24 protein-coding genes, 1 rRNA gene and 1 riboswitch are annotated in these 26,224 nt (G+C 57.3%); of the genes, 11 read left to right on the forward strand and 14 right to left on the reverse strand.

Features of this window, described 5'->3' with window-relative positions; genetic code table 11:
- Window positions 1–17 precede the first annotated feature (17 nt).
- Both MPRO_RS10450 and MPRO_RS10455 read left to right on the forward strand, forming a co-directional pair.
- Window positions 18–887, forward strand: coding sequence for an ABC transporter substrate-binding protein (locus MPRO_RS10450; RefSeq protein WP_067291535.1), 870 nt, complete (start codon window positions 18–20; stop codon window positions 885–887).
- Window positions 884–3,553, forward strand: a complete 2,670-nt coding sequence (locus MPRO_RS10455; protein WP_067291538.1) for a response regulator — start codon at window positions 884–886, stop codon at window positions 3,551–3,553. Before MPRO_RS10450 ends, MPRO_RS10455 begins: the two co-directional genes overlap by 4 nt.
- Window positions 3,554–3,751: 198 nt before the next feature.
- Here MPRO_RS10455 and MPRO_RS10460 read toward each other — a convergent pair whose 3' ends face one another.
- From MPRO_RS10460 to MPRO_RS25770, 3 genes are all read right to left on the reverse strand, one after another.
- Entirely contained in the window at window positions 3,752–4,126 is a 375-nt protein-coding gene (locus MPRO_RS10460; RefSeq protein WP_067291542.1) for a hypothetical protein, read from the reverse strand.
- A 3-nt stretch (window positions 4,127–4,129) separates the two neighbouring features.
- The gene (locus MPRO_RS10465) at window positions 4,130–4,612 is read right to left on the reverse strand and encodes a DUF2489 domain-containing protein (protein ID WP_067291546.1); all 483 of its coding nucleotides are present in this window, start codon (window positions 4,610–4,612) and stop codon (window positions 4,130–4,132) included.
- 195 nt (window positions 4,613–4,807) lie between these two features.
- Window positions 4,808–4,981 carry a hypothetical protein gene (locus MPRO_RS25770; protein ID WP_158651789.1) on the reverse strand — a complete coding sequence of 58 codons (174 nt, stop codon included), beginning with the start codon at window positions 4,979–4,981 and terminating at the stop codon, window positions 4,808–4,810.
- A gap of 329 nt (window positions 4,982–5,310) precedes the next feature.
- Here MPRO_RS25770 and MPRO_RS10470 point away from each other — a divergent pair, with 329 nt between their 5' ends.
- Window positions 5,311–5,976 carry a hypothetical protein gene (locus tag MPRO_RS10470; protein ID WP_067291549.1) on the forward strand — a complete coding sequence of 222 codons (666 nt, stop codon included), beginning with the start codon at window positions 5,311–5,313 and terminating at the stop codon, window positions 5,974–5,976.
- A gap of 170 nt (window positions 5,977–6,146) precedes the next feature.
- Here the strand turns inward: MPRO_RS10470 and MPRO_RS10475 are convergent, their stop codons facing one another.
- The 7 genes from MPRO_RS10475 to MPRO_RS10505 form a co-directional block, all read right to left on the reverse strand.
- A complete protein-coding gene (locus MPRO_RS10475) occupies window positions 6,147–6,644 on the reverse strand; it encodes a 6,7-dimethyl-8-ribityllumazine synthase (protein ID WP_067291553.1) in 498 nt (165 codons plus the stop codon).
- 142 nt (window positions 6,645–6,786) lie between these two features.
- A riboswitch (FMN riboswitch) is annotated at window positions 6,787–6,957 on the reverse strand.
- A gap of 94 nt (window positions 6,958–7,051) precedes the next feature.
- Window positions 7,052–7,351 (reverse strand): DUF6506 family protein, encoded by a 300-nt coding sequence (locus MPRO_RS10480; RefSeq protein WP_067291556.1) that lies wholly within the window; start codon window positions 7,349–7,351, stop codon window positions 7,052–7,054.
- 177 nt (window positions 7,352–7,528) lie between these two features.
- Window positions 7,529–8,464 (reverse strand): bifunctional enoyl-CoA hydratase/phosphate acetyltransferase, encoded by a 936-nt coding sequence (locus MPRO_RS10485; RefSeq protein WP_067291565.1) that lies wholly within the window; start codon window positions 8,462–8,464, stop codon window positions 7,529–7,531.
- Between the two features lie 323 nt (window positions 8,465–8,787).
- On the reverse strand, window positions 8,788–10,551 hold the full coding sequence (gene xsc, locus MPRO_RS10490; RefSeq protein ID WP_067291567.1) for a sulfoacetaldehyde acetyltransferase: 1,764 nt from the start codon (window positions 10,549–10,551) through the stop codon (window positions 8,788–8,790).
- Between the two features lie 69 nt (window positions 10,552–10,620).
- Entirely contained in the window at window positions 10,621–11,730 is a 1,110-nt protein-coding gene (gene ald, locus MPRO_RS10495) for an alanine dehydrogenase (protein WP_067291569.1), read from the reverse strand.
- 393 nt (window positions 11,731–12,123) lie between these two features.
- Entirely contained in the window at window positions 12,124–13,590 is a 1,467-nt protein-coding gene (pdxR, locus tag MPRO_RS10500; protein WP_067291571.1) for a MocR-like pyridoxine biosynthesis transcription factor PdxR, read from the reverse strand.
- Between the two features lie 237 nt (window positions 13,591–13,827).
- Window positions 13,828–15,216: an aminotransferase family protein gene (locus tag MPRO_RS10505; protein ID WP_067291573.1), complete on the reverse strand. Its 1,389-nt coding sequence runs from the start codon at window positions 15,214–15,216 to the stop codon at window positions 13,828–13,830.
- A gap of 169 nt (window positions 15,217–15,385) precedes the next feature.
- Between MPRO_RS10505 and MPRO_RS25775 the strand changes: the two genes are divergently transcribed.
- From MPRO_RS25775 to MPRO_RS10515, 3 genes are read left to right on the forward strand one after another with little or no spacing between them, the layout of a single operon-like run.
- Window positions 15,386–15,637 carry a hypothetical protein gene (locus tag MPRO_RS25775; protein WP_158651790.1) on the forward strand — a complete coding sequence of 84 codons (252 nt, stop codon included), beginning with the start codon at window positions 15,386–15,388 and terminating at the stop codon, window positions 15,635–15,637.
- Window positions 15,634–15,837: a sulfur carrier protein ThiS gene (gene thiS / locus MPRO_RS10510; protein ID WP_067291575.1), complete on the forward strand. Its 204-nt coding sequence runs from the start codon at window positions 15,634–15,636 to the stop codon at window positions 15,835–15,837. Before MPRO_RS25775 ends, thiS begins: the two co-directional genes overlap by 4 nt.
- Window positions 15,838–15,879: 42 nt before the next feature.
- Window positions 15,880–16,617, forward strand: coding sequence for a beta/alpha barrel domain-containing protein (locus tag MPRO_RS10515; RefSeq protein WP_067291577.1), 738 nt, complete (start codon window positions 15,880–15,882; stop codon window positions 16,615–16,617).
- Between the two features lie 8 nt (window positions 16,618–16,625).
- Here the strand turns inward: MPRO_RS10515 and MPRO_RS10520 are convergent, their stop codons facing one another.
- Both MPRO_RS10520 and MPRO_RS10525 read right to left on the reverse strand, forming a co-directional pair.
- Window positions 16,626–17,327, reverse strand: a complete 702-nt coding sequence (locus MPRO_RS10520; protein WP_067291580.1) for a tRNA-uridine aminocarboxypropyltransferase — start codon at window positions 17,325–17,327, stop codon at window positions 16,626–16,628.
- Window positions 17,328–17,435: 108 nt separating this feature from the next.
- Complete coding sequence (locus tag MPRO_RS10525; RefSeq protein ID WP_067291583.1) at window positions 17,436–17,936, reverse strand: hypothetical protein; 501 nt, start codon at window positions 17,934–17,936, stop codon at window positions 17,436–17,438.
- A gap of 308 nt (window positions 17,937–18,244) precedes the next feature.
- Here MPRO_RS10525 and MPRO_RS10530 point away from each other — a divergent pair, with 308 nt between their 5' ends.
- The 5 genes from MPRO_RS10530 to MPRO_RS10550 are packed head-to-tail and all read left to right on the forward strand — an operon-like array spanning window position 18,245 to window position 24,419.
- Window positions 18,245–19,117: a phosphate/phosphite/phosphonate ABC transporter substrate-binding protein gene (locus MPRO_RS10530; protein WP_245635070.1), complete on the forward strand. Its 873-nt coding sequence runs from the start codon at window positions 18,245–18,247 to the stop codon at window positions 19,115–19,117.
- A gap of 15 nt (window positions 19,118–19,132) precedes the next feature.
- Window positions 19,133–21,196, forward strand: coding sequence for a putative bifunctional diguanylate cyclase/phosphodiesterase (locus MPRO_RS10535; RefSeq protein WP_067291587.1), 2,064 nt, complete (start codon window positions 19,133–19,135; stop codon window positions 21,194–21,196).
- A 6-nt stretch (window positions 21,197–21,202) separates the two neighbouring features.
- Window positions 21,203–21,772 carry a hypothetical protein gene (locus MPRO_RS10540; RefSeq protein ID WP_067291592.1) on the forward strand — a complete coding sequence of 190 codons (570 nt, stop codon included), beginning with the start codon at window positions 21,203–21,205 and terminating at the stop codon, window positions 21,770–21,772.
- The gene (locus MPRO_RS10545) at window positions 21,769–22,845 is read left to right on the forward strand and encodes a c-type cytochrome (RefSeq protein ID WP_067291596.1); all 1,077 of its coding nucleotides are present in this window, start codon (window positions 21,769–21,771) and stop codon (window positions 22,843–22,845) included. The genes MPRO_RS10540 and MPRO_RS10545 overlap by 4 nt, the downstream gene beginning before the upstream one ends.
- 14 nt (window positions 22,846–22,859) lie before the next feature.
- Entirely contained in the window at window positions 22,860–24,419 is a 1,560-nt protein-coding gene (locus MPRO_RS10550; RefSeq protein WP_067291599.1) for a SulP family inorganic anion transporter, read from the forward strand.
- A 101-nt stretch (window positions 24,420–24,520) separates the two neighbouring features.
- Here the strand turns inward: MPRO_RS10550 and moaA are convergent, their stop codons facing one another.
- Together moaA and rrf are read right to left on the reverse strand one after the other, a co-directional pair.
- Window positions 24,521–25,528, reverse strand: coding sequence for a GTP 3',8-cyclase MoaA (gene moaA, locus MPRO_RS10555; protein WP_067291611.1), 1,008 nt, complete (start codon window positions 25,526–25,528; stop codon window positions 24,521–24,523).
- A gap of 520 nt (window positions 25,529–26,048) precedes the next feature.
- Window positions 26,049–26,164, reverse strand: a 5S ribosomal RNA gene (rrf, locus tag MPRO_RS10560).
- Window positions 26,165–26,224 lie beyond the last annotated feature (60 nt).

A 26,224-nucleotide genomic window follows, 5' to 3' on the forward strand; every position in this document is an offset into this window, starting at 1 on the left:
CAGGACTCCTGCTGTTGATGTTTGTTCTGTGGCTTACAGGCACCCGCGCTGTCGCTGAGCCATTGATACTGATGAGCGAGAACAGCGCGCTCTATAGACTGGTGGCCGAAGAAATCAGGCGCAGCGCCAAGCTGCCCCTGGCGCTGTACAGCACCGAAAACATACCGTCCCAGGAGCGGCTTGACCAGGGACTCAACATCGCCATAGGCGCAAGGGCCTGCGAACAACTGCTGCAGCACAGCGGCCAGGCCGACCTGATCTGTACCTTGGTTCCGCGCTCCACCTTCGAGTCCCTGTCGACACTGTACGACAGCGGACAGCGCCGTATCAGTGCGGTCTACCTGGATCAGCCGCTGCAACGCCAGCTACGCCTTGCCCGCCTGCTAGTACCCAATGCCAAAAGTATCGGCACCATGTTCGGCCCTTTCTCGAATGCCTCCATGCAGATGTTCGACCAGGCGTCCCTGCGTGAAAAGCTGACCCCCCTGTCCATCACTCTGGACGAGGCGGATAACCCGATCGAACGACTAACCCCACTGATTCAACAAAGTGACGTCTTCCTCGCCCTGCCCGACCGAGCCCTTTTTAACCGCTCCACCGCCAAGTGGCTGCTGTACATTACGCTGCAACAGAAAGTGCCGGTGATTGGTTTTTCCAAAACCTATGTCGAAGCTGGGGCACTGGCCGCTGTATACTCAACACCCGCACAGATCGGCCAGCAAACCGGCGAGCTGTTACGCGAACTCGACCTGTCCCAACCCTTGCCGCCACCGACCTACCCGAAATATTACAATGTCAGCAGCAACCCGATAGTGGCCCGCACCCTGGAACTGCCCGAACCTGACGATCAGGCACTGTACCGGCAACTGGAGGGCGGCTCTAAATGAAACGCCACCTCAGAACCCTGGGAATCCGCCAGCGTGTACTGATGATTTCGCTGTTGCCCATGGTTCTTTTTGCTCTGGTACTGGGCGGCTATTTCATCAGCACCCGGATTGATGACACCCAGTTTTCGATGCTGGAGCGTGGCCAGTCCATCAGCCGCTTGCTGGCATCTGCCTCTGAATTTGGCCTGTTGCTGGGCAACCACGAACTGCTGCGTAATCTTGGCAAGGGCGTAAGCCAGGAGCCCGATGTGGCCGACGTCGTATTTCTGGATGAGCGTTTTGAACTCATTACCCGCTCGCGCGCTTTCGAGCTTCACCTGAAACCCCAGGGGCCTTTTGTCTATAGGGAAAACAATCACTGGTACTTCGCAGAGCCTGTACAGGTAACCGGCATATCCTTCCAGGACTTCCCCGAGTATCCCGATGCCAAGAACCGACTGGATACCATTGGCTGGGTTATCATCATTCTGTCCAATGACCAGACCCGCAGCCGTCAGCTGAGCATCCTGATTACCGGCTTGCTGCTGATGCTCGGCACCTTTGGCATCACCTGCGTCATGGCGCTGCGCTTTGGCAGCCGTATTACCCAGCCTATACAGGGCCTTAGCCATGTCGTCGAGCGCCTGCAGGATGGTCAGCTTGATACCCGCGCCGAAGTCTCTTACACCGGCGAACTGCGCACACTGGCCCGGGGCATTAACCGCATGGCAGCCCGTATCCAGGAATCCAGCTCAATAATGGAATCCAAGGTGGACTCCACCAGCAAAACGCTACGCTCAACGCTGAACCACCTTGAAACCAAGAACCGGGAGCTGGAGCTGGCCCGATTCAAGGCCGACACCGCCAATCTCGCCAAGGACGAATTTCTGGCCCGCATGAGCCATGAGCTGCGTACCCCCATGACCTCGGTGCTGGGCTTCGCCCGCCTGCTCGATGAAACCAACACCAACAATGAGCAGCGCGAATACACCCGCATCATCAACCAGACATCCACGGCCCTGCTCAGCATCATTGATGACATTCTCGATCTGTCCAAGCTAGAGTCCAACGCCATCAAGCTTGAACAGATTCCGCTGAACCTCGAAGACCTGCTGCTAGATGTGCTGGAAATGCAGGCACCTCCAGCTCATCACAAGGGGCTGGAACTCGTTCTGCACTACGCTCAGGAGATACCTGACACCCTGCTGGGCGACCCCACCCGCCTGCGCCAGATCCTTATCAACCTGGTGGCCAACGCCATCAAGTTTACCGAGAAAGGCGAAGTCCAGCTGTTCGTGGAAGCCGAAAACCTCGACAGACATCACTCCATACTGCGAATCAGGGTGGAGGATTCAGGCATTGGTATTGCGGAAAACCAGAAAGGCAAACTGTTCAAGGCCTTTACTCAGGCCGATACCTCCATCACCCGACGCTTTGGCGGCTCTGGGCTAGGATTGGTTATTACCCAAAGGCTGATCAGCCTGATGGACGGCACAATAAAGCTCAGCAGTGAACTGAACAAGGGGACACAAATCAGTCTGGCGATACCCTTCACCCACGGCGAGCAGATCGCAAAACCCCTGCCTGAGACCCGGCCAGAGTGCGGTCCAATTCTCCTCTTCGAACCTCACCCGGCCATGCGAAAATCCCTGCAGACGCTGCTGTTTCACCAGCACATGAAGATTGACACGGCACTGAACTTCGATGATTTTTGCCGCCGTGCAGGCCAGTATGACAGCCTGATCTGGGGCGACAGTCCTGGCATGAGTAATGCGCAGTTCCAGGTACTGTTGCAACAGCTACGCCAGAGCTACAGTGCCCGGCTGGTTATTCTGTGCGCCAACGGTTCCAGCCAGTTCCAACTGGATGAACAGACACTAATCGTGCACAAGCCGGTGCGGACCCGCAATCTGCTGCGGGCACTGAACACAATGACACAGGACCCGGTGATCGAAGAGATAGGGGGAGCCAAAACTCCCGCCGAGAAATCCCCCTGCACGGGCCTTGACGTCTTGATTGCCGAAGACAACGATCTGAACCGCCTGCTGATCACGAAAATTCTCAGCCGGGCAGGTATCCGCTCAAGAGAGGCCACCAGCGGCGTGGAAGTGTTGGAACAGGTCACTAAAAAGGCACCTGATCTGATTCTGATGGACGTGCACATGCCCAGGATGGATGGTATCGAGGCAACAAGACGCCTGCGCCGAACCTACCCAGAGCTGCCTATAATCGCGCTTACCGCCAACGTGGTGCCGCGGGAGCATCAGGCATTGCAGAACGCCGGCATCACCAAGATCATGTTCAAGCCCATCAATGAACAGGAACTGCTTACCGCAGTAAAGCGCCATTGCAGCCCCGCACCCACACGCCCTGCGCCTCAGGCTGCGGTGGACAAAGATGCCTCACCGTTGCTGAGCTACGCGCAAATACAGCAGGAAATACAGCGACAGCTGGACGCCTGCCAGCAAGGAGTACTGAGCCGTGATGCCGCAAAAATGCGGCACCATGCACACCAGCTGCTGGGCATCAGCGGACTATACGATTGGCCGGAGTTTGAGGCGCTTACCGCCGACTTCCACCAGTGTGTTATTGATGGCCACGGCCAGCGTAAACTCTGGCAGTCACTCTGGCGCCTGCAACGTCTCAGCAAGCAGCCACTGCCAATTACAGACACAGATCCGGCCTAACAAGACGTTTGGTGTAGCTATTAACCCGGTGGACAAATAGGTTCCCTTCCTATTTGTCCGTCACGCCAGAAAAACTAGCGCAAGTGCATGGACTTGCTGGTTTTTCTGGCGTTCGCATTGGCCTGCGGCCAATGATGAAGCGTCCCTGCTTCATGTATTAACCCGCCGGGTTAATATCAAGCTGGTGATACGGGACTGTCAAAATTCGCGGAACACCGGATCCCGCGCGATTAGATCGGAGAGATCAGCCACGATAATGCGCAGCCGCTCCCTGCCAGCGCGGTCAAACAGGTAATTATCTATACCCTCCCCAGCCGCGGGCTCCTTCTCATCCCCTTCCTGCAGAAGCAGGCAACGCAGGCGAATGGCCTCGAGTTCCGGGTCATGTCGCATCGGCATGCCGACATACAGATCCCAGCGCTGCTGTGTTGTCGTGCAATCCAGTACGCCCTGTAACAACGCCAATATCTCGGCACGGGACGGACGATAAGTCGGCGCCTTGCCGAAATAAAGTGCCAGGGCCATCAGGCACAGCAGTACCAGGGTAACGACAAACGCCGCCAGGAAGGCCAAGGGTCAGTGCATCCGGTCAAGCGGATACTCATGCAGCTTGGCGGCTGCACGCAGCAGCCCATCGCGGTGCTGCTGCTCCAGCACATCCATTTCCTGGCGGAAACGTCGCTGCTGCGAACGTTCCAGCGACTTCCATCCCTTCAAAAAGGGGATGTGCCGCGTGGCTTCGTAGTGCGTCGATATGATTTCAAAGTCGGGATTTTGATGCAGTTCCGGCATCAGATTGTCGAGCAGCACCTTCAGGCGGATGGAGCCTTCCGTCAGAGTCATTTTTTCGTCTTCAGACATGGCTCGGGCGATCACCCGAATACTGTCGATCAGATACTGACGCTGCTCCCGGGCCTTGGTTTCTGCCTGAATCTGAAACGCCTCGCGCTGCTGCCTTTGCTCTTTCAGGGCTCGCAGGTGAGTGACTATATACCAGGACAAAGCCACTATAATCACCAAACCCAGGCCCGCTGCCCCAAACATCAAACTGTCACTCATTGGCCACCCTGTCGTTTATCCTGTTTAGTCAGGTGAACCATTATGCATAATCGCCAGCTGAAACCCAGAGCTCCAGCAAGCAGGCCACCGCTACCCACGCACGAAAAAGGCCCGTTACGGGTCAGTAACGGGCCTTGTAAAACTGGAATCTGTGGCGAATTCGCTGCGCGGCGTTACGCCTGGTTCAAACAGTGATCAGCCGGCGATACCAACGAAGTCGTACTGGGGCGCTGGGGCCTCAGTCGGCTTTTTGTTCATCTGCTGAATGCGGGCATTGCGCTGTTCTAGTGCCTGAGCCAGAACCTGAATTCCGGTTTTGCTCGGAGTCTGCTCGGATGTTTCCAGACGTACATTCAGATTTGCACTCATGCTCAGGCCTCCTGCGGCTTTGGCTATCTCACTGGCAGTGGCCCCGGGGGCTGATGGAGCCAGTTATCGAATTCGACTGGAGCCAGTATAGACAGAAGCGTTTAGCATGTAATGGAATATCATATTCTATATTTAGACCATAAACGCATATGCGAGACCTGTGAATACGACCGTCCAACACCCGTTCCCCGCCTGGCTCCAACTATTCCAGGGTGCTGGCGCTACGCCTGCTTAATGCCGCACCCTATAGTGAACGGGTATTGTGAAATAAGCAGAAAGACCGAGTTCCACGCTATCGCAACCCCTTATCGAGTACTGAGATCCTTGCCATGAACGCCTTATCCCCTGCGCCCCAGGCAGTCGCCATCGAACTGCCGCAGAGCTGGCAACAGCCGCATCCCGACTTCACCTCGGGCCTGGACGCTCGCAGCAGCGAAAATGCGTTGCTGGTGCTGATGTATGGCGGTCTCGAAAAGGCGGCGCGTTACGGCTGGCTCAATGCGGGCCGCACCCTTATCGACAAGACCTATCTGCGTATTCTGTGGATTACCCAGCAGCTCGCGCCTACGGGAATCAGTTTCGATGAACTGGCTTCGCGTCTCGACGGTTTTATCCGCCGCGAACTGCAGCCTCGCTGGGATGAACTGGACAGCCTCGAACACGACGCCCGCCATGAACTGGCAATAGCTTTGGTGGAAGAGTTTCAGGCACAGGTATTCCAGGGTACTGACCAACTGGAAGCCGCTACCAGTGTGCTGTTCTTTCTGTGCCCGCAGTTACCCGTGTTTAGGTACACTGATCCACAGAGCGTCCCTGCATCCGACTACCCGGCCTGGCATCAGAGCTGTCGCCAGCGCTTGATCGCTCTGCTACCCCAGGTCTGCAGCACCACACCTTTCGCGCATTACGGTACGGCGCAGGAACAACAGCTGATCACCCGCCTGCTGGCCCAGAGCGACTGGTGGCCACGGCGACTATTGTCCCAGCAACGCTAAACCAACTCACCCCGATCAACTCCGGCGAAAGCCAGCCCTTGTCAGCACCTGCGGGTGCTGTTTTTTTGACATGCCCGTACGCTTTCCGGTCGCGCCAAATACACAAAAGCCCCGACCGCACAGGCGATCAGGGCTTGGTACTGGCGAGTCGCCAGACGTATCGATGGCGATCAGCGATCGATCAGGCGGCGAATGCCCTGCAAGTTTTCCATGGTGCTGAGGCACGCCTGGGCCACTTCCGTACCCTTGTCGGTAAAATGACGGTAGAAAAAGTCGTGATGGGTGCTGTGCTCATGGAAGTGGTGCGGCGTCAGCACCACGGACATCACCGGCACTTCGGTCTCCAGCTGCACCTGCATCAGACCTTCAATTACGGCCTGGGCCACAAATTCGTGCCGGTAAATGCCACCATCGACGACAAAGCCCGCCGCCACTATGGCGCCGTAGCGGCCACTTTTGGCGAGCAGTTTGGCCTGTAGCGGAATTTCATAGGCACCGGACACGGTGAAGATATCCACCTGCTCGGCCGCCAGCCCCTGGCGGGTACATTCTGCCAGAAAGGCATCGCGCGCCTGACCGACGATATCGCTGTGCCACTGCGCCTGAATAAAGGCGACACGCTGGGCACGGGTCTCATTGCTGAGTTTTGGGGGGTACGTCTGATTCATGGTTATCCTCGTTGATAGTCACCAGAATCAGGGCATGCGGAACCTCGGCGTACTCGAAAGCGCACTACCCGACAGCACCTTGCGGCACCCAGATAGACATTCGAACACATCTTTGCGCCGGGCGATGATCGCCTGGCACTGGAACCGTTCTCTTTCATCCGGACTATGACCGTCGGCTTCGGAGTTACACCGAATCTGCTGACCCCGGCGGCCTTGTATCCCAACGGATGCAAAGAGTACCGAGCGCTCGCGGGCTTGGCGACAGAGCGCCTTTACCGCCGGTGGGGACTTTCACCCCGCCCTGAGAACAATAAAATGCTGCGAATCACTCGCAGCGAGCGCTATCTTAAGCGCACTGAGCCCGGATGCCAAGCCCACAAGCCGACAGCCTGGACGCGAATCAGACCTTAACCGAATTCGCGGGCCAGACGCTCGCGCTCTTCCGGCGTGTACTGCACCCGGCCAATCGGGATCATGTCGCTGGTCGCCTCGCGGATGCGGTCTGCATCTTCAGCGGTAAAACCGCCACAGAGCTCGATCAGCTGCACATGCTTGGTCAGCAACTCCTGCGCCACCAGAATGGCTTCATCGACCGTCTGCACACCGGACACCGCCATATCAAACAGCTCGGTCTGAATGCGGCCGTGATGCTTGATGATTTCAAGATCCGGACCCTTAACAATAAAACCATATCGCGCCAATGCCATCTGCGCTGCTCCTGCCTGAATGAACGGGGAATGATGTATTCATTAAAGCCCGCCCAGCGCCAAGAGATTAGAGCCAGAGACTTAAAAAAGGTGGGACCACAGGCGAACCATTGAGCGTCAGCAACAAAAAAGGCCCCGGGAACAACCGGAGCCTTTTGCAATACCGCAAGCCTTAACTCAATCCGTTTTCTGGGCCAGGTAGTGACTGTAAATCGAGGCCAGGGCACAGGAAGCCAGACGCGCCTCGGGGGGATCGGCGCGGGACGTCAGAATGATCGGCACCCGGGCGCCCAGCACCAGGCCTGCGGCCGTGGCGCTCATGAAGTACACCATCTGCTTGAACATGCAGTTACCGGTCTCGATATTGGGCACCAGTAGCAAGTCGACATCGCCGGCCACCCGGCTTGTCATGCCCTTGAGATCAGCCGCATCGCGGGAGATGGCATTATCAAATGCCATGGGCCCTTCAATGATGGCGTCCTGCATGCCGCCCAGGGAGGCCAGCTTCACCAGCTCGCCTGCATCCACACTCGAGGGCATGGCGCGGTTTACTTCCTCGGTGCCAGACAGCAGCGCGACCTTGGGTTGCGTCATCCCAAGCGCGTGCAACAGGTCGATGGCATTGCGCAGTATATGGGCCTTGTCGACCACAGTGGGCTGCACATTGATCACCGCATCGGTGATGCACAGCGGGCGTTCATGGCCAGGTACCGTCATATGGAATACATGACTCAGGCGCCGCGACGTGCGCAAGCCTGCATCACGGCTCAGCACGGCCTTGAGCAGGGTGTCGGTATGCAGATGTCCTTTCATCAGCGCATGCGCTTCACCGGCGGCCACTATGCCCGTCGCTATGCGTGCAGCATCGGTTTCAGTCGCGGCATCTTCAAGGCGGATAGACGTTAGATCCCAGTCCAGCTCCAGGGCCAGGGCCTGAATAACATCGGCCTTTCCCACCAGTACGGGCTCGATAAGACCTGCGTCTGTGGCCATTTTCGCACTCTCAAGCGAGACCCGGTTTACCGGGTTCACCACGGCAGTCACCACCCGGGGCAAGGCCCTGGCTTTCTCAAGCAGGTAGGAAGGACACTCCACCGGAGTTTTGCTCAACATGGCAGCTTACCTAGATCCGTTGCACAGTTTGAATATCAGGGTGCCGGCCAGGGCCGACGGGGTTTGCACAGACGCTCGGGGCCCATGGGGCCAGCCTCCGTCATGCTCTGCTTGGTCACGCACTGCAATGTGGGCTGCAATAAGACAGCACCCGGACGCAGGGGCCAGAAACAGAGGACGGTTAAACGCTTGTGCAAACGATCAGGAAAACCGGCTGGTCTTCCCGCAAAAACAGACCGAAGGCCAGCGGCCTTCGGTGGGTCCCGGCCAGGGCTGCCACAGGGGCCACGCTGGTCGGGTAATTACGTTTTGGGCCTTGCGGCTTAGACGTAGTCTTTGTACTTGTCGAGGTAGCGCACCGGCTTGGACAGTGCGTCACGGCGGAACGGGTCGCCCAGCTCGCGAGTACACATGATCTCGATAACGGTGGTCTTGCCTTCTTCCATCTGACGGGTGATAGCGGCCTGCAGAGTCGGTCCGATATCTTCCAGCTTGTCGACGGTTACGCCTTCAGCACCCATGGAGCGCGCAATTTCAGCGAAGCTCGGGTTTTCCAGTTCACCGGCAACAAAGCGACGGTTGTAAAAATCCACCTGGTTTTTCTTCTCGGCGCCCCACTGACGGTTGTGGAAGACAATGGAAGTGACCGGGATGTTTTCACGAACGCAGGTCAGGATTTCCATCATGGACATGCCCCAGGCGCCGTCACCAGCGTAGGAGATAGCCGGACGATTCGGCGCAGCAACCTTGGCACCAATGATGGTCGGCAGCGCATAACCGCAGTTACCGAAGCTCATGGCCGCAAAGAAAGAACGCGGTTTTTCAAAGCGCAGGTAGCTGTTGGCAACGGAGTTGATGTTACCGATGTCGGTGGACACCATGACGTTTTCCGGCATGGCTTTTTCCAGCTCGCGCAGAACCTGACGCGGGTGCAGGAAGCTGCCTTCTTCGCCTGCCTGTTCGTTGATCATGTCCAGCGAGAACTCGTCCTTCTCGTGGATCCAGTCGTTCAGCTCGTTTTCCCAGTTGGCTTTTTCAGCAGCGATTTCTTCAGCACGAGCGTCCTTGGTGGCTACGCAGGCAACGGAAGTGTTTTCCAGACGCTGCAGCAGGTTGGTCGCAGCGGCCTTGGCATCACCGCAGATACCCACGGATATTTTCTTCACCAGACCCAGCATCTTGGCATCGCAGTCGATCTGAATGACTTTGGCCTGTTTTGGCCAGTAGTCCAGACCGTGCTGCGGCAGAGTACCGAAAGGCCCAAGACGGGTTCCCAGAGCGACAACAACGTCGGCGCGGGACAGCAGCTTCATTGCAGCCTTGGATCCCTGGTAACCCAGAGGACCACACCAGAGCGCGTGGGAAGCCGGGAAGGAGTCATTGTGCAGGTAGCTGTTAACAACAGGTGCGCCGAGGAATTCAGCCAGTGCCTGACATTCGCCCAGGGCATCAGCCATAACAACACCGCCACCGGAAATAATGACAGGGTTTTTGGCGCCAGCCAGCAATTCGGCAGCCTGAGCCAGGCTCTGCTCGCCACCAGCACCGCGCTCGATACGCATGGGCTGCGGGATTTCAACGTCGATATCGCCGTAGAAAAAGTCACGCGGGATGTTCAGCTGAGTCGGGCCGTTTTCGTGCATGGCACGGTCGAAGCAACGCGCAGTCAGTTCAGCCATGCGCGCAGGATTGGCTACGTGGCCCTGGTACTTGGTGATGGTTTCGAAGAACGGCAGCTGCTGTGCTTCCTGGAATCCGCCCAGACCGTTGGACATGGAACCGGTTTCCGGCGTGATGCAGACCACCGGGCTGTGCGCCCAGTAAGCAGCCGCAATAGCGGTAACAAAGTTAGTGATACCAGGACCGTTCTGCGCGATGCAGACACCGTGGCGACCGCTGACACGGGCATAGCCGTCAGCCATGTGGCCAGCGCCCTGCTCATGCACAACAGGAATAAAACGGATGCCTGCCGGCGTAAAGATATCCATGGCGTCCATAAAGGCAGAACCCATGATACCGAACATATCGGTAACGCCATTGGCGACCAAAGTTTCGACCATCGCCTCACTTGGAGTCATACGAGCCATATCAATTTTCCTTTGCTTTGCTGTTGCAGACGACGGAACCGCCGTCGGCCGTTGGGTACCAGTTTTTATTTACTTTGCCTTGTAAGGGACAAATTCTTTTCCCAGAGCCTGGGCAACTTCCTTGCAGGCCACTTCGCCCGCATGAATGTTGAGGCCATTAGCCAGATGCGCATCCCTTCGAATCGCTTCTTCCCACCCCAGGTCTGCCAGCGCAAGAATGTGCGGCAGCGTGGCGTTATTCAGTGCCAAAGTGGAGGTTCTCGCCACCGCCCCTGGCATATTGGCAACGCAGTAGTGCACTACGTCATCAACGATATAGGTCGGATCTTCATGGGTAGTGGCGTGGGAGGTTTCAAAGCAGCCACCCTGATCAATCGCCACATCTACCACCGCAGAGCCTGGCTTCATGCGCTTGACCATCTCGGCGGTCACCAGCTTGGGCGCTGCGGCCCCTGGAATCAGCACACCGCCAATCACCAGGTCAGCCGAGAGTACATGTTCTTCCAGTGCCGCCTTGCTGGAGTAAACGGTCTGCACCTGGGTGCCGAACTCGGATACCAGTCGGCGCAGCACATCGACAGAGCGATCCAGCACCACCACCTGAGCGCCCATACCAATGGCCATGCGTGCAGCATTGCTGCCCACCACACCGCCGCCGATAATGACGACCTTGGCGGATTCAACACCTGGAACACCGCCGAGCAGCATGCCGCGTCCGCCGCGGGATTTTTCCAGACAGGCCGCACCGGCCTGGATGGACATGCGACCGGCCACTTCAGACATCGGCGCCAGCAGTGGCAGACCGCCTCGCTCCGAGGTGACGGTTTCGTAAGCGATACAGGTGGCGCCACTGGCCAGCAGGTCATCGGTCTGGGCCAGATCCGGCGCCAGGTGCAGGTAGGTAAAAAGTACCTGGCCGGCCCGCAGCTGCTTGCGCTCTACCGCCAGCGGCTCCTTGACCTTGACCACCATCTCGGCCTTGGCAAAGACTTCTGCCGCGGTCGCTGCGATGGTTGCGCCGGCGGCGACATAATCAGCATCGGCAAAACCAATGCCACTGCCAGCCTGGGTTTCCACCAGTACCTGATGGCCGCGCGAGGTGAGTTCCTGCACGCTGGCCGGGACCATGCCCACGCGGTACTCGTGGTTCTTAATTTCCTTAGGGACTCCGATTAGCATTGTCACCACTCCCGTCATTATTTTTTGTATTCGGTTGTGAGCTCACACCCAGAGACTTTCTGCACCCTGGATGCCTGTGATCAGAGGCTGAGTGTTTCAGATCAGCTTGGTTGTAGATTAGGAGGGAGGAGCAATGACAGGTAGAACCAGTTTCCGCACAGATGTTACGCCAGACTGGCCCAAACAGAATCGACAGCCAGGCGGGCTCGACGAAAAGCGCCGTTTTACGGGCTCTGCAGACCAATGCCAGCTAGTACAGAATGGAAAAAAACAGAGATAAAAACGCGGAACAAAGACGGGAAAAAGTATCCGTTTATAAAAATTTGATACTTTATTTTTCGAAAAACTGTTTTATCTTTAGCCCGAGCGCACTGGGTGCGCCCGGAACCCGACTCAGGTCATGTCCGAAATAAGCTCGGCCAGCGTCTTGATCCCGGGCCGAATGCGCTCGGCACCGATGGAGGAATATCCCAGGCGGAAGAAGTTGAGCGGCGGGTTTTCACCCGCAAAATGCAGATCGCCGGACTCAATCAGGATACCGCGATCGGCCGCTTCCTTTCGCAGCAGACGCGCATCCAGCCCCTCAGGCCCCTCAACCCAGTAACAAGAGCCGCCGAAGCTGGGTTTCTGCGACGATGCCGGCAGAAATTCGCTCAGGGCCGCACCCATTTCATGCCAGCGCTCCTCGTAGGCCCGCATAATGGTCATGATCAGGGCATCGTGGTAACCCCGTTCCAGGAAGAGTGCCACCGAGCGCTGATTGTTGGCCGCAGGATGGCGCAGCATCAGGCGGCGCAGCGCTCTGGCCTCGCGTATAAACTCGGCCGGCCCCACCAGATAACCCAGCCGCAGGCCCGGCGCCAGCGTCTTCGACAGACTGCCGACATAGAGCACACGTCCGCTGCTATCCAGGCTTTTCAGCGCCGGAATGGGGTTCGACTTGAAGTTGGTTTCGCTTTCGTAGTCATCCTCGATGATGACAAAATCATGTTCGTTAGCCCGCTTAAGCAACTCGTAACGCCGCTCTATGGGCATGGTGGCGGTCGTCGGACACTGGTGACTCGGCGTTACATAGAGGCAATCGAGGTCGTTCAGACTGTCATCCACAATCAGACCATCACCGTCCACCGGCAGGGGCCGTACTTCGGACGGATTGAGCGTCGCTATATTGCGGATATCCAGATAACCCGGATCCTCCACACCCATGATACTGTCCTTGTCGAGCAACAGTCGCGCCAGCATATAGAGCGCCTGCTGGGCGCCTACTGTCACCAGTATCTGATCAGCCGACGCCCAGACACCCCTGCGCGGCAGCAGGCGGGTACGTATCTGTTCCACCAGCAATGGATCGTCGTTGTCGAACCTGTCCGATGCCCAGTCGCGAATCGCCGGTACGCTGACCGCATCACGGCAACACTCGCGCCAGTTGTTGGTGGGAAACAGCGTCGGATCGAACTGACCATAGATAAACGGATAGGGATATTTTTGCCAGTCCCGCGGCTTGCTCAAGTTCTGCTGATTCGACGGATACAGTTTGAGACAGCTCGACCAGTTCGGCGCCGTGCCTTCCACGGCGGCCACAGGGCTCTGCTTGATCACCACCTTGCCCGACATTATGTCCGGATTGACGTAATAGCCGCTGCGCTCACGGGCGATCAGGTAGCCATCATCCAGCAGATGCTCGTAAGCCAGCACTACGGTATTGCGCGCAATACTGAGCTGCTTGGCCAGCTTGCGGCTGGAAGGCAAGGGGGAGTCCAGGGGGATATTGCCGTTTAGTATGCCGGCGGCAATTTGTTCGCGCAGCTGTTGCTGCAAGCTGGCGGGTTTTTCTGGAGAAAGATGAAAAAGTTGAAACATCCGCGGACCATACCTGTTTCCGACGCCAAAGCCGTGTTCTTGCCACGGCGTCGAGGATTATTATGCCAATCTGCCACTTGCCGGGGCTGACCCGGAAATATCAGTATATCACTGATATTAAAAGGCGTTCAGCCGCTGCACGAGCAGATGCCGGACCACAAAACGCAGAAACCCCACGGTCATGCATAGCATGCCCGTGGGGTTGGAAAGGTCGGCCAGCTGGCCGACTGCAGCCTATCAGGCGTTGGGGGCCAGACGGGCAAAGGCGTTGTCCAGCGCATCGATCATCTGATCCAGCTCCGCCTGGGTGACGATCAGCGCAGGGCTGAAGCACAACGTATTGTTGAATTCTTCAAAACTGCGGTTGGTACGACCGATAATCACACCCTGCTTCATGCAGTCTGCCGCAATGGCGATCGCCAGGCTTTCATCCACCGGTTCCTTGCTCTGACGGTCTTTGACCAGCTCCAGGCCCGCGAACAGCCCCTTGCCGCGTACATCACCAATAACATCGTACTTGTCGTACAGCTGATGCAGACGCCCCATCAGGTACTCACCCATCTGAGTGGCATTCTCAAGCAGATTTTCGTCTTCGATAATCTTCATGTTTGCCAGGGCCGCCGCAGGACCTGCGGTGCAGCCACCGAAGGTGCTGATATCGCGGAAGTAGCTCATGCGATCAGACGGGTCATCCTTGAAGGCGTCAAACACGGCTTCGGTGGTCACGGTGCAGGATATGGCGGCATAACCAGACGCGACACCCTTGGCCATGGTCACCATGTCAGGCTTGATGCCGTAGTGCTGATAACCGAACCATTTGCCGGTACGACCCAGACCACAGACGACTTCGTCGATATGCAGCAGGATGTCGTACTTCTTGCAGATTTCCTGAATCTTGTCCCAGTAGCCCTGGGGCGGCGTAATCACGCCACCGCCGGCGGTGATCGGTTCCAGGCAGACAGCACCCACGGTATCCGGACCTTCGGCCAGAATGACCTTTTCCATTTCCAGCGCAGCACGCACACCGTAGTCGTCGACATCACCAAACTGCGAGCGGTATTCGCTGCAATGCGGGAATTCAACAAAACCAGGCGTAAAGGGGCCGTACTGATGCTTGCGCTCAAACTGACCGGTGGCGCTCAGGGCAGTGATGGTGGTGCCGTGGTAGTCACGCTCGCGGAACAGGATCTTGTGCTTCTTGCCACCGTATTTCCTGTGGGCAATCTGACGCACGATTTTGAACGCCTTCTCGTTAGCTTCAGAGCCAGAGTTGGAGTAGTAAACGCGACTCATGCCGGGCATTTTTTCAATCAGCTTTTCAGCGAACTGAGCCGCCGGAATGTTGCCGGCAGACTGGGCGAAATAGTTCATTTTCACCAGCTGATCGCGCACCGCATCGGCGATGGACTCGCGGCCATAACCCACGTTCACCGTCCAGACACCCCCGGACACCATGTCCAGGTATTCATTGCCCTTGGCATCCCATACACGCATGCCCTTGCCTTCCACGATCACCATCGGATCGTTCTGCTCGAACTGCTTGTGCTGGGTAATATGATGCCAAACATGCTTGCGATCGCTGGCGATAACGGCGGCTGCGTCGAATTCGTTTACATCGTGCTTCATGATGTTCACCCCCTGTCTGTATGGAGTAGTGCTTGCAAGAACGGGCAGGAGGCTGCTGCTGACGTGTGCCGATATATCCTGCAAACGTCAACAAGGGCAAGCTCCGGACACCAATGTCCTGTTGATGCCTAACAAGCTAAATTTATCCCTCAGGTCGGGTTAGAACCAGTTGTTTACCACCTATGATGCCAGCCCGCCACTGCTGGCTCTTGCGGTAAAAAAAGACGCCAATACGCGCAGCCCCGCACAGTGGTGGCATCCAACTGGACCGACCCTGCGCGCCCGGCTGGCTCTAGTGAGGTCTTTGATTCAGGCCCACACTGGCATGACTGACAGCCTGTCGGACTTAACTCTGCTTTACTGCGGAAAAGCCAAACAGTTTGCTAGCCTGTTTAACCTGCGTTGCGGAAAATCAGCATGATTCAGTGTCACATCAATGGCCAGGTCACCCGGATACCCGAAGACCACAGTATTGCCGACCTGGTCGAGCACCTTGGGCTCACCGGACGACGCCTGGCAATAGAGCTGAACACAGAAATAGTGCCGCGCACGGCACATGCAACAGTGGTGCTAAATGACAACGATCGTGTGGAAATCGTCCACGCCATTGGCGGAGGCTAAAAGCCCCGCCCGGATACTTTCGGAAATAGGGAGTCTGCCAAGATGCATGACCCGGAAAACGAATCTGATCGCTTTACCATCGACGGCCAGCTGTTTGACTCGCGCCTGGTGCTCGATATCGGCTACTACCGCGACCCGCAGCGAGCCCTGATTGCGGCCAGGGCCAGTGGTGCAGAAATTCTCTGTGCCTCGGTACGACGCAACAATCTTGGCCAGCGCAACGACGAAGCCAATCTGCTCGATACCCTCTCTCCTGACGAATTCATGATCCTGCCCAGCAGCTCAGGCTGCTACAACGCAGAGGATGCCATCGAATGCTGCCGCCTGGCCCGTGAACTGCTCAACGGCCAGAACCTGGTAAAACTGGAAGTGCTCGGCGATGAGCAGACGCTTTACCCCGATATCCCAGCGACCCTCAGCGCCGCACAAACACTGATCAACGACGGCTTTCGGCTGCTGGTTTACTGCAATGACGACCCCGTCATTGCCAGGCGTCTGGAGGCGATGGGCGCCGCTGCCCTGATGCCCATGGGCGCGCCCCTAGGCTCGAATCTGACGCAGTACAACCCCGGCAACCTGCTCAGGCTCATTGATCAGGCCAGCATACCAATACTGCTCGGAGGTATAGGCCGCGCCTCGGATGCGACACTGGCGATGGAGCTGGGGTGCGATGCGGTGGTGATAGACAGGGCCATAGCCCACGCTCAGGAGCCCGTATTAATGGCCCAGGCCATGTGTTTTGCCGTTCAGGCCGGCCGCCAGGGCTATCTGGCAGATTAAGTGCAAATTCAGCTTTTGAGCGCTTGCGCCCTTGCTTCCGCCAGACGTTGCTTGGGCGCGGCAAGATCACTCATTGGACGTGTACGCCGGGAAGCATGGTAGTACTCGTTAAAGACCTCAAAATAGGCATCCAGCACCTCGGCGCTGGCTGCATCCCCTATCTGCTCAAGCAAGGCCGCCGCCACTTCACAGGTGCACAGATGATGATCCTGGGCCTGGGTGCGCAGATCGTAGCGGGTCTGGCGCTGGGTGCGCGGCTCTATCACCGGCACCTGGTCCAGGTAACGACTGTGGCGAAACATGCGTCGCGCCTGTCGCCAGGTGCCATCCAGAATAATGAACACCGGTTCACGCCCGGGCTTGGGCTCAAACTCCACCATGCGCTGGTCATAATCGGGTGCTGCAGGAAACACCAGATAGGGGTCTAGCCCCGGGTTGGCGAGCTGTTTCAGCAGATCGGGTTCAGGCTCGGTGCGACTCCACGTAAAAGCACGCGACTGAGCGATGGTATCCAGAATGAGCCGACCAGTATTGGTAGGCTTGTAGGTCTCATTGCGGTGTGTCAGCAGCCAGAAGCGCGCCTGCGCCTCAATCTCAACGCGGTATTCACAGATGCAGCGCACTTGCGGCAGCAGGCAGCGTTCACAGCGAGTGATTCTGGAACCCCGAGCAACAAAGGGTTTGCGCGGCGGCGCAGACAAAAAGGACATAGTAAGAAAAACCAACGTTAGTGCGAGCAGGGAGCAGATGCCGAATAATACCGCGACCGACGACGACATGCACCGTCGGCAACCCCGCTGACACCAGAGAGTCTGCGCCTATTGCAGCGTCTGACTGGCCGGCACCTGAGTATCAAACAACTGCTCAGGCGCTCCCCAATCCAGCGCCTGGCTGCCACGGTGCAACAGATGCAGCACCTGATGCAGTTCGGCGTAATTGAGTACGCTGACAGCCACCGCCTCTTCGCTTTCGCCGGTAAAGAAACTCAGCTGATAGCGCCCGCCGCGAAAACTGGCATCGAGTCTGTGCAGCACGGCGGCCGGCGCGCACGTCTGCAACGGCGCCTCCTGCACCTTTAGCGCCTCGCGAGCCTGTTCATGCTCAAACTGCGCTACCGCTTCCCGATGCTCAGGCGCGCTGCGGCTGACCTGTTTTGAGGTCTGGCGAACAAGTTGATCCGAGGCCCCCAGAATGCGCAGGCACAGGCGCCTTGTCAGCCAGAAATCGACCCGTGGCTGGCCGTTGCTCATATTGCCAATCAGCCGGATGCGATCTTCGCTCTGATCAAACTGAAAGGTAAAAGATCCGATATTTGTCATGACCTCAGCCTACCCCATCTGCACACATCGGCCAACCTTGCCCAGAAGTGAGATTCCTGCCCCGTTAAGCACGAAAAACAGTGTCTCCGGTCTCGCCTTCATTCGACCGAGCAACCAGCCAAGCAACACAAAGAAACCAATAAATTCAATACGTTAGTTATTGATGTTTGACAGGATTCCAACACCTACTCTAGTATCGGGTGCCATCTAAACAATCGTATGAAATATAGGGAGACAACAGGATGTTATTTCACCATCTACATTTACCTGTCTATCCCCAGGCCTCAGCCCCCCCCTGCAGGGCCCTGTTGTTGCGATGGACCGGCATCCTGCTGCTGGTACTGGCCTCTCTGCTGGCCGATGCCCTGACTCTGGCGCCCCGGGCCGCAACCCAGGAGCCGCTAACGCTCGGCATACTGCCAAGGCGCAATGCGACCCTGACAACAGAACTCTTTACCCCCCTGGTTGAATACCTGAGCAAGTCGCTCGGCCGCGAGATACAGCTGGTCACATCAAAGGACTTCGACACCTTTTTGCAAGACGTAAAGGATGAACGTTTCGATATAGTGCACTACAACCAGTTCCATTATGTTCGCTCATCGGCGCAGTACCGCGTTATCGCCCATAACAGGGAGTTTGACCGCAATACCGTTGCGGGCGCGCTCTATGTTAAAAAAGACAGCGGCATTAGCCGCGTCGAACAGTTGCGCGGCAAGACGATCATTTTTGGCGGCGGCAAGGATGCCATGATGAGCTATATACTGCCACGCTACCTGTTGCTGCAGGCCGGCCTGCAGCCGGGTGACTATCGGGAAATTTTTGCCAAAAGCCCACCCAACTCACTGATTGGCCTGTACTATGATGAAGCTCAGGCCAGCGGCGCTGGCGATATTCTGATCGATCTCAAGGTAGTCAAGGGCAGTGTTGACACCAGTCAGCTCACCCATCTTGCCGTCACAGAGCAGCTGTTGCACCTTCCCTGGGCTGTACGCCGTACTATGGAGAACGAAGATGCGGCACGAATTCAGGCGTTGCTAATCGGTCTCGAAGCCAGCCAGGAAGGTTTGGCAATCCTTAAACAGGCCCAAATGACTGGCATAGGAATTGCCAATGATGATAGCTACGCCCCCCACAGGCGTGTCATTGATCAGGTCATGCCGCCCAGTCAGGATCGTCACTGACGACGGAGCATAGAAGTGCGCTTAGCCTCCAGATTCATTCTTATTGTCAGCGGCATACTGTCGGTGACACTCGCACTCAATGCCTACTACTTTATCCACAGCCAGAATCAGTTGCTGGAGCAGCAACTTAACGAGCGCGGCCGGGTACTCGGCCATCTGATCGCACTGATCAGCCCCGACGCCATGCTCAGCTTCGATTTCCTGACCCTCAATGAATATGCCCGCGAAGTGTCACGCCAGCGCGATGTTGTCTACGGCGTTATCGTCAACGACAAGGGCACCCCCCTGACATCCTTTTTCAACCACCAGGACCCCCGCGTTCTGGATGCACTGCAGGCGCTGGAGCTGGACCAGGAAACCGCCCCCCTGACACCGCCCAAGACGGCTCGACTGGTCGCACGCCTTTCATCCAGCCTGTATGACCTGCTTCCCATGGAGTTTCCCATCAGCCATGGTGACCGCCCGCTGGGGCAGCTCAAGGTCGGCATCAGTCGCGAGCAGCTTCATACCCAGACCCAACGCCAGTTACTGATACAAAGCTCAATCTACGGCCTGATCATCCTGTTCCTGTGTAGCGCCATATTCTGGGTCTTCCGCTACAACGTCATGGGGCCGGTTAACCGCCTGATGGCCGCCTCCCGCAACGTGGGTCTTGGCGAGTTAAAGGAAGTAGCAGTTACCTCAACGGATGAGCTTGGCAGCCTGGCCGAAACCTTCAACACCATGATTCACGCCATCCGCGAGGAACAGGCCAAGCTGCATTACCAAGCCAACCATGATGCACTGACCTCGCTGCCCAATCGCATGATGGCCATAGAGCGGCTAGAGCACGAGCTGCGCCTGGCGCGGCGCCACCACGAGCTCGTTGCGGTTATTTTCATTGATCTGGACAATTTCAAGGTGGTCAACGACACCATGGGGCACGCCGCCGGTGACGAACTGCTGACCATGGTTGGCTCCCGCCTGCTGTCCCGCCTGCGTGATGGCGATACCCTGGCACGCCTGGGGGGCGATGAATTCCTGGTACTGCTGCCGCGGGTACAGGATCCTGATGAAGTGAAGCAAATAGCAACACGGTTGCTTGAAGCCACCTCGGAACGCCTTATGCTGCACAGCCGTGAAGTCATAGTACATTGCAGTATAGGGGTCGCCCTTTACCCGACTGATGGCATCAGCGCCGAAGAGCTCATGGCCAACGCCGACAACGCCATGTATCAGGCCAAAACCCCCGGCCATCCGCCCACCTGCTTCTTCACCCATGAAATGAACGTGCGGGTGCGCCAGCGCCTGCAGCTTGAACAAGACCTGCACCTGGCGGTCGAGCGCAACGAGCTGGAGCTCTATTTCCAGCCCATATTCCAGGCAGGTCAATGCCGTCCAATAGGGGCTGAAGTATTGCTGCGCTGGCAGCACCCACAGAACGGCACTATCAGCCCGGCAACCTTTATCCCCCTGGCCGAAGCTACTGGGCTGATAATCCCCATCGGCGACTGGGTGCTGCAACAGGCCACCTCCCTGCTGCGACACTGGCTCGACCTGGGGCTTGCTCCCGGTACTCTGGCAATCAACATCTCCCGCCTGCAATTGCAGGCACGACTAATTCCGGTCATCCGAGACCTGGTCACTCAGCACCGCATTCCGGCGAACGTGCTTGAGCTGGAGATGACAGAAAACATTCTGCTCGATGATCACGCCGAGATCAGCGAAACACTGGATCAGCTGCAGGCCATGGGCCTCAAGCTCAGCCTGGACGACTTTGGCACCGGCTATTCATCCCTGAGTTATTTGCGGCGTTTCTCCTTTGATGCGCTCAAGATAGATCGCAGCTTTATTCAGGGATTACCACAGGATGAGGATGGCTGCGCCCTTATAGGCGCCATAGTGGTGATGGCCCACCGCCTGGGACTGCGTGTCGTCGCCGAAGGCGTGGAAACCATCGAACAGCGTAACTTCCTGCAACAGCAGGGCTGCGATTTTCTGCAGGGCTATTTGCTCGCCAGGCCCATGACGGCCGATGCCTATCAGGCAACCCTGCCGAGCCAGGCCTGCCCACAACTGAGTAACGACAAGGAGATGTAGGTCAGCATGCAACAACCCGCCCATTCGCCTGCAGTATTGCGTGCCAGAGCCGCCCGCAAAGAGACGCTGAGCGCTTCCGTACGACCACTATTGTGTGCCGTCATTCTGTTGCTATTTGTGTTTTGGGTACACCTGGGTTCAGGCCTTGCGACTTTCTCGCATCAGACCCGTACCGAGCCCGGCTGGGAAGAGTTTCGCCAGTCCTACCAGGTCGACAGCTTTGGTCGCGACGGCTATTTTGTGCGGGCTGTGCAAAACGGCTACAACCTGACCCACCATACCCCCGACTATGCTTGGCGCTTTACCCGCAAATCCTCCACCGATTCCAACAACAGCTGCAGCAGCTGCCACAGCAATGAAGATCTGGCCTATGCCCTGGTCAACGGGGACCGCTTCGTACCTGAACTGGACCGGCGTGTGTCCTTCGAGGAAAGCGTGATGCGCTGCTACGCCAAGCACCTGGATGGCTTCGTGCCGACGATTTACGACCCGGCGGTGCGCGATGTACGCATCTTCGCCCGTATGGTGGCCCACCACCTGCAACTTGGTGAAGGCAGCCTGGGAGTATCCCGATGAATGTCTCGACCAGGTCCGTAAAAGTCATCCAGATCGGGCTCTTGCTTACCCTGCTCGCAGGCCTGTACGCCGTGGCCCAGAGTTACCACAGCGAACGCGCCCTTATTCGCCAGAGCGCGGTAACGCTAACACCCGGGTGTGAGGCTAAGCTGTCGGACTATGGCCTTGAACCCGGCGACGTCTACATCTCACCCTACATTGAGCAAAAAACCGGCCAGCAGGTCGTCAGGCAGGGTTACAGCGCCGAGGATGTGCGCGCCATAGAGCGCGGCTGCAATATTATCGACGACTTGCAGGGTCAGCATGCCGAGGACAACCGCGCCGAACGCTGGAACTCGACCCGCTTTGTACGCGGTAACCAAACCAGCTGTGATCACTGCCACCAGGGGATTGGCGACAAGCAGAACTCCGACGGCGAGCCCCAGATAGGTTCCCTGAGCCTAGGCGCCTCCTGGGTCATGGCCGATATGTATGACCGCTTCACCGGTATACTGCTGCCCTACGAACTGCGCCAGATGCAGTGTTATATCAACTCATCCAATGGCTTCAAACCCAATATCGCCGACGATCTGATCGGCGATGTGACCGCCTACAGCCGCTTTCTCTCCGCCGCGCTGGATCTACGCATCGGCAATCGCTACCCCGAGCAGGGCATCGACGAAGTTACCGCCGCCATGACCGACAAACGCGGCGACGATTACGTGCGCGGGCAGTCGCTGTACCGGGATAAATGCGCCCAGTGTCACGGCCAGCAAGGGCTGGGCACAGTGGTGGACAGCCAGGTGCTGTTCCCCGCCGTAGCTGGCCCCAATGCATTCAACCTGCAGTCACGCAACAACTTTTCCTTTGTCTCCACCATCCTGCCGGGATTTATCTGCCGCAATATGCCACTGGGCCAGGAAGGTACCCTGGAGCCCCAGGAGTGCCGTGACATCGCCTTTTATATCAGCAATCTGCCAAGGCCCGCCGGTGACAAGCAGGGGCCGCTGAGCGCTGCCTGGCAACAGGTGATGATGTTTGTCATGCCTCCCCTGGTGGCTGCCGTTGAAAACTTTCACGCCAACAAGCCGTAATCCAAGGATCCCGCATGCACGCCTCCCTGATGAACCGCGGCAAAGACTACGCGATTGGCAACAGCCTGATGGTCGGCCTCACCCTGGCGGTGGTGGTCCTGCCCCAGGCCATCGCCTTTTCTACAACCCTGGCAGGGCTGCCGCCCTACTTCGGTATCTACGCCGCCATCTGGGGCGTGCTCTTCACCGCCCTGCTCAACCCCTCGCGGATATTCCACGGCGGCCCGAACAGCGCCATGTCGGCGGTGATAGGCGTGACCCTGCTACCGGTGGCACCGCAGTTTGGCAATGACTATATCGGCTACGCCCTGAGCCTGATTCTGATGGCCGGTATCTTCCAGTTACTGTTCCTGCTGATTCCCGCCCTGGGGCGTATGCTGGACTTTCTCAGCGAGCCTGTGATTAACGGCATGATCTGCGGTATAGGCCTGTTTCTGATCTTCAAATCCTTTGCGGGCTTTGCCGGCCTGCCGATTAATACCGAGGTTGAGTGGCCCCTGTGGATAGCCTGGCAGACCTTCCTCGCCGTGCTCGAAATTGGCAACATGCATGCCATCCACATAGGCTTGGTAACGCTGGTGGTCACAGTACTGGCACGGCAGTTTGAGCCCATTCGCAATGCCGCCATCCTACTGGGGATTATCGCCGGCACCCTGCTGTCAGAATACCTCAACAGCCGTTACGGGCTGGAAAACACCCTGATCGAACAAACCGCCGACATGTCCGCCATTGGCTTTGTGTTCCCGTCGATTCCGCTCTTCACCCAGGAAGCCATGCCCGACTTGATCAGTATCATTCCAGGTGCCATCACGCTGGCATTGCTGGGGCTGTTCCAGACAGTCGCCGCCATGCGCCGCATGAACCGCAAACAGGGACACTACATCAGCGCGCGCCATGGCATCTTCGCCGACAGCCTTAGCAACTGTCTGCTGCCCTTTATATCCTCGCTGCCGACCTGCGCCTCTTTCAACCGCATGTGGCTGATGCACGCCATGGGTGCTGTCAGCCGCCTGGCAGCGGTTTTTTCCGGTCTGATACTGTTGCTGCTGGTACTGTTTTTCTCCGACCTGATCGCCATTATTCCCATCCCCGCCATGGCCGCCACCATCATGATCGTCGGCGCCAACATGATTAAATGGTCGGATATAAAGCCGCATTTCCATAATCTTCCCGAAGGCATCGTATTTTCGGCATCCTTTATATCGGTGCATGTCTTCGGCCTCTTTGGCGCTGTGATCTGTGGCTCGCTGCTGGCGCTGGCTTATGCCAAATGGGAAAAGGCTCACCCCAATGTGTCCCTGGACGGGAATATTCTGCGCATCAAGGGCAACATCTATTACGGGTCTCTGCCGGTAATCGAGTCCCTGTTCCACAAGGCCATAAGCCAACTTGATGAACTGGTGGTGGACTTCTCAGCGGTGCACCACATAGATCCGGAGGGCGTACGCTGGCTGGCAGAGCTCAGGAAACATGAAAAAGTGCGTTTCATGGACAGGCGTGATGGCATGGACAGGCGTACCGGCAAGCGCGTCAAACACAGTAAGACGGATCGACGCCAGCGGCGGGTACTTTGAGTGCTCTAAGCTGATGGCGCTCAGGCAGGAACACAGCCAAGCACCTGCCTGTCAGGCAGGTGCTTGTGTGGATAGGAGCAGAGATTCGTACTGAGCGGGGTTTAACCGCCGGTCATATTCATGAAGCGAACTATCTGTACGTCACCATCATTGCTGAAGTGGTGACGCTCCGGCTTGTGCACGATAGCTTCAACGATGGCGGCCTTTAAGCGTTCAAGATCGCCGGGATAGCGGCGTAGCAGCGCCTTGAGATCCAGCGAATCCTCGTTACCCAGGCATAACAACAAGCGGCCTTCCACCGTCACCCGCACCCGGTTACAGTCTCCGCAGAAGTTATGACTGTGGGGCGATATAAAACCGACACGGCTGTTACTATCCGCCATGCGCCAGTATTTCGAGGGACCGCCGCTGGACTCGGTGGTCGGCAGCAGCGGATAGTGCTGCTCAATCAGCGCCCGCACATCGTCACTGGAACAGAAGGTTTCGGCACGATCATGTTCGGATATCTGCCCCAAGGGCATTTCCTCAATAAAGCTGATGTCCAGGGACCTATCCCGGGCATAGCTCACCAGATCATGTACCTCGTCGTCGTTGCGCCCCTTGAGCACGACGGCATTCAGCTTGATGCGTTCGAACCCCGCCTCCCTTGCAGCCTCAATCCCATCCAGCACCTGCTCCAGCCGCCCGGTACGGGTAAGTCGCAGGAAGCGATCCTCCTGCAGGCTGTCGAGACTGATGTTCAGGCGATTCACACCTGCATCTTTCAACTGCCGGGCATAACGGCGTAACTGCGAGCCATTGGTCGTCACGCAGAACTCGCGCAGCCCTTCCAGCTTGCCGATACCATCAAACAGAGTGATGACATCACGCCGTACCAGAGGCTCGCCGCCGGTCAGACGAATCTTGTTCACCCCCAGCTCCGTAAACGCCTTGGCAATGGTCTGAATCTCTTCCAGCGACAGGACTTGCTGGCGCGGCAGGAACGTCATGTCCTCGCCCATGCAGTAGACGCAACGGAAATCACAACGATCCGTCACCGACATCCGAACGTAGGTAATCTGGCGCCCAAAAGGATCAATTAGCTGTTCAGTCGACACAGGGCACCTCATGTTAATCTGCTTATCATGGATACCGGCGTGATTATCAATATCTACAAGACCGGCAGTGTTGCAGCTACGATACCACGTTGCCAGAAACCTGTCCGGTACCAGAAGCGACATACAGGTAGTCCACCAGGTACTTCTCGCCTGGCTTTTTGATGAGCCGCACAACCAGGTAGAGACTGAGCGCGTGCTGTGAATGGGATCAGGTGGCGCTGGTATCGCTGTACCTTTTTTAAATTCCACATACAAAAACGCCCCAACCAGAGGCTGAGGCGTTTTCGTTGAATAAATGCTTGGCGCCTCGCAGGCGAGGCGTCCCGCAGGCCCATTTACTCATTAAATAGAAGCTGCGGTCGCGCCACCGACCGGGGCAAAGCGCGCTTTGCCTTTATCCGGTGTCGCCCTACTATCACATGGCAGGGCGGCCGCGAGCGGCGCTGTCTACCGTCCCCATGTGAGCGCAGATCCCGAAGGATATAAACGAAAAAGCCCCGACCGAAGGTCGAGGCTGTTTCGTTGAATAAATGCTTGGCGATGACCTACTCTCACATGGGGAAACCCCACACTACCATCGGCGATACCGCGTTTCACTACTGAGTTCGGGATGGGATCAGGTGGTTCCACAGCTCTATTGTCGCCAAGCAAAACTTGTACAATATGGATTCTGGCCTCGACAGCGTGTGGCCTGTCGCGACGTACCTT

The sequence above is a fragment of the Marinobacterium profundum genome (genome assembly GCF_001528745.1).
GTDB classification, from domain to species: Bacteria; Pseudomonadota; Gammaproteobacteria; order Pseudomonadales; family Balneatricaceae; genus Marinobacterium_A; species Marinobacterium_A profundum.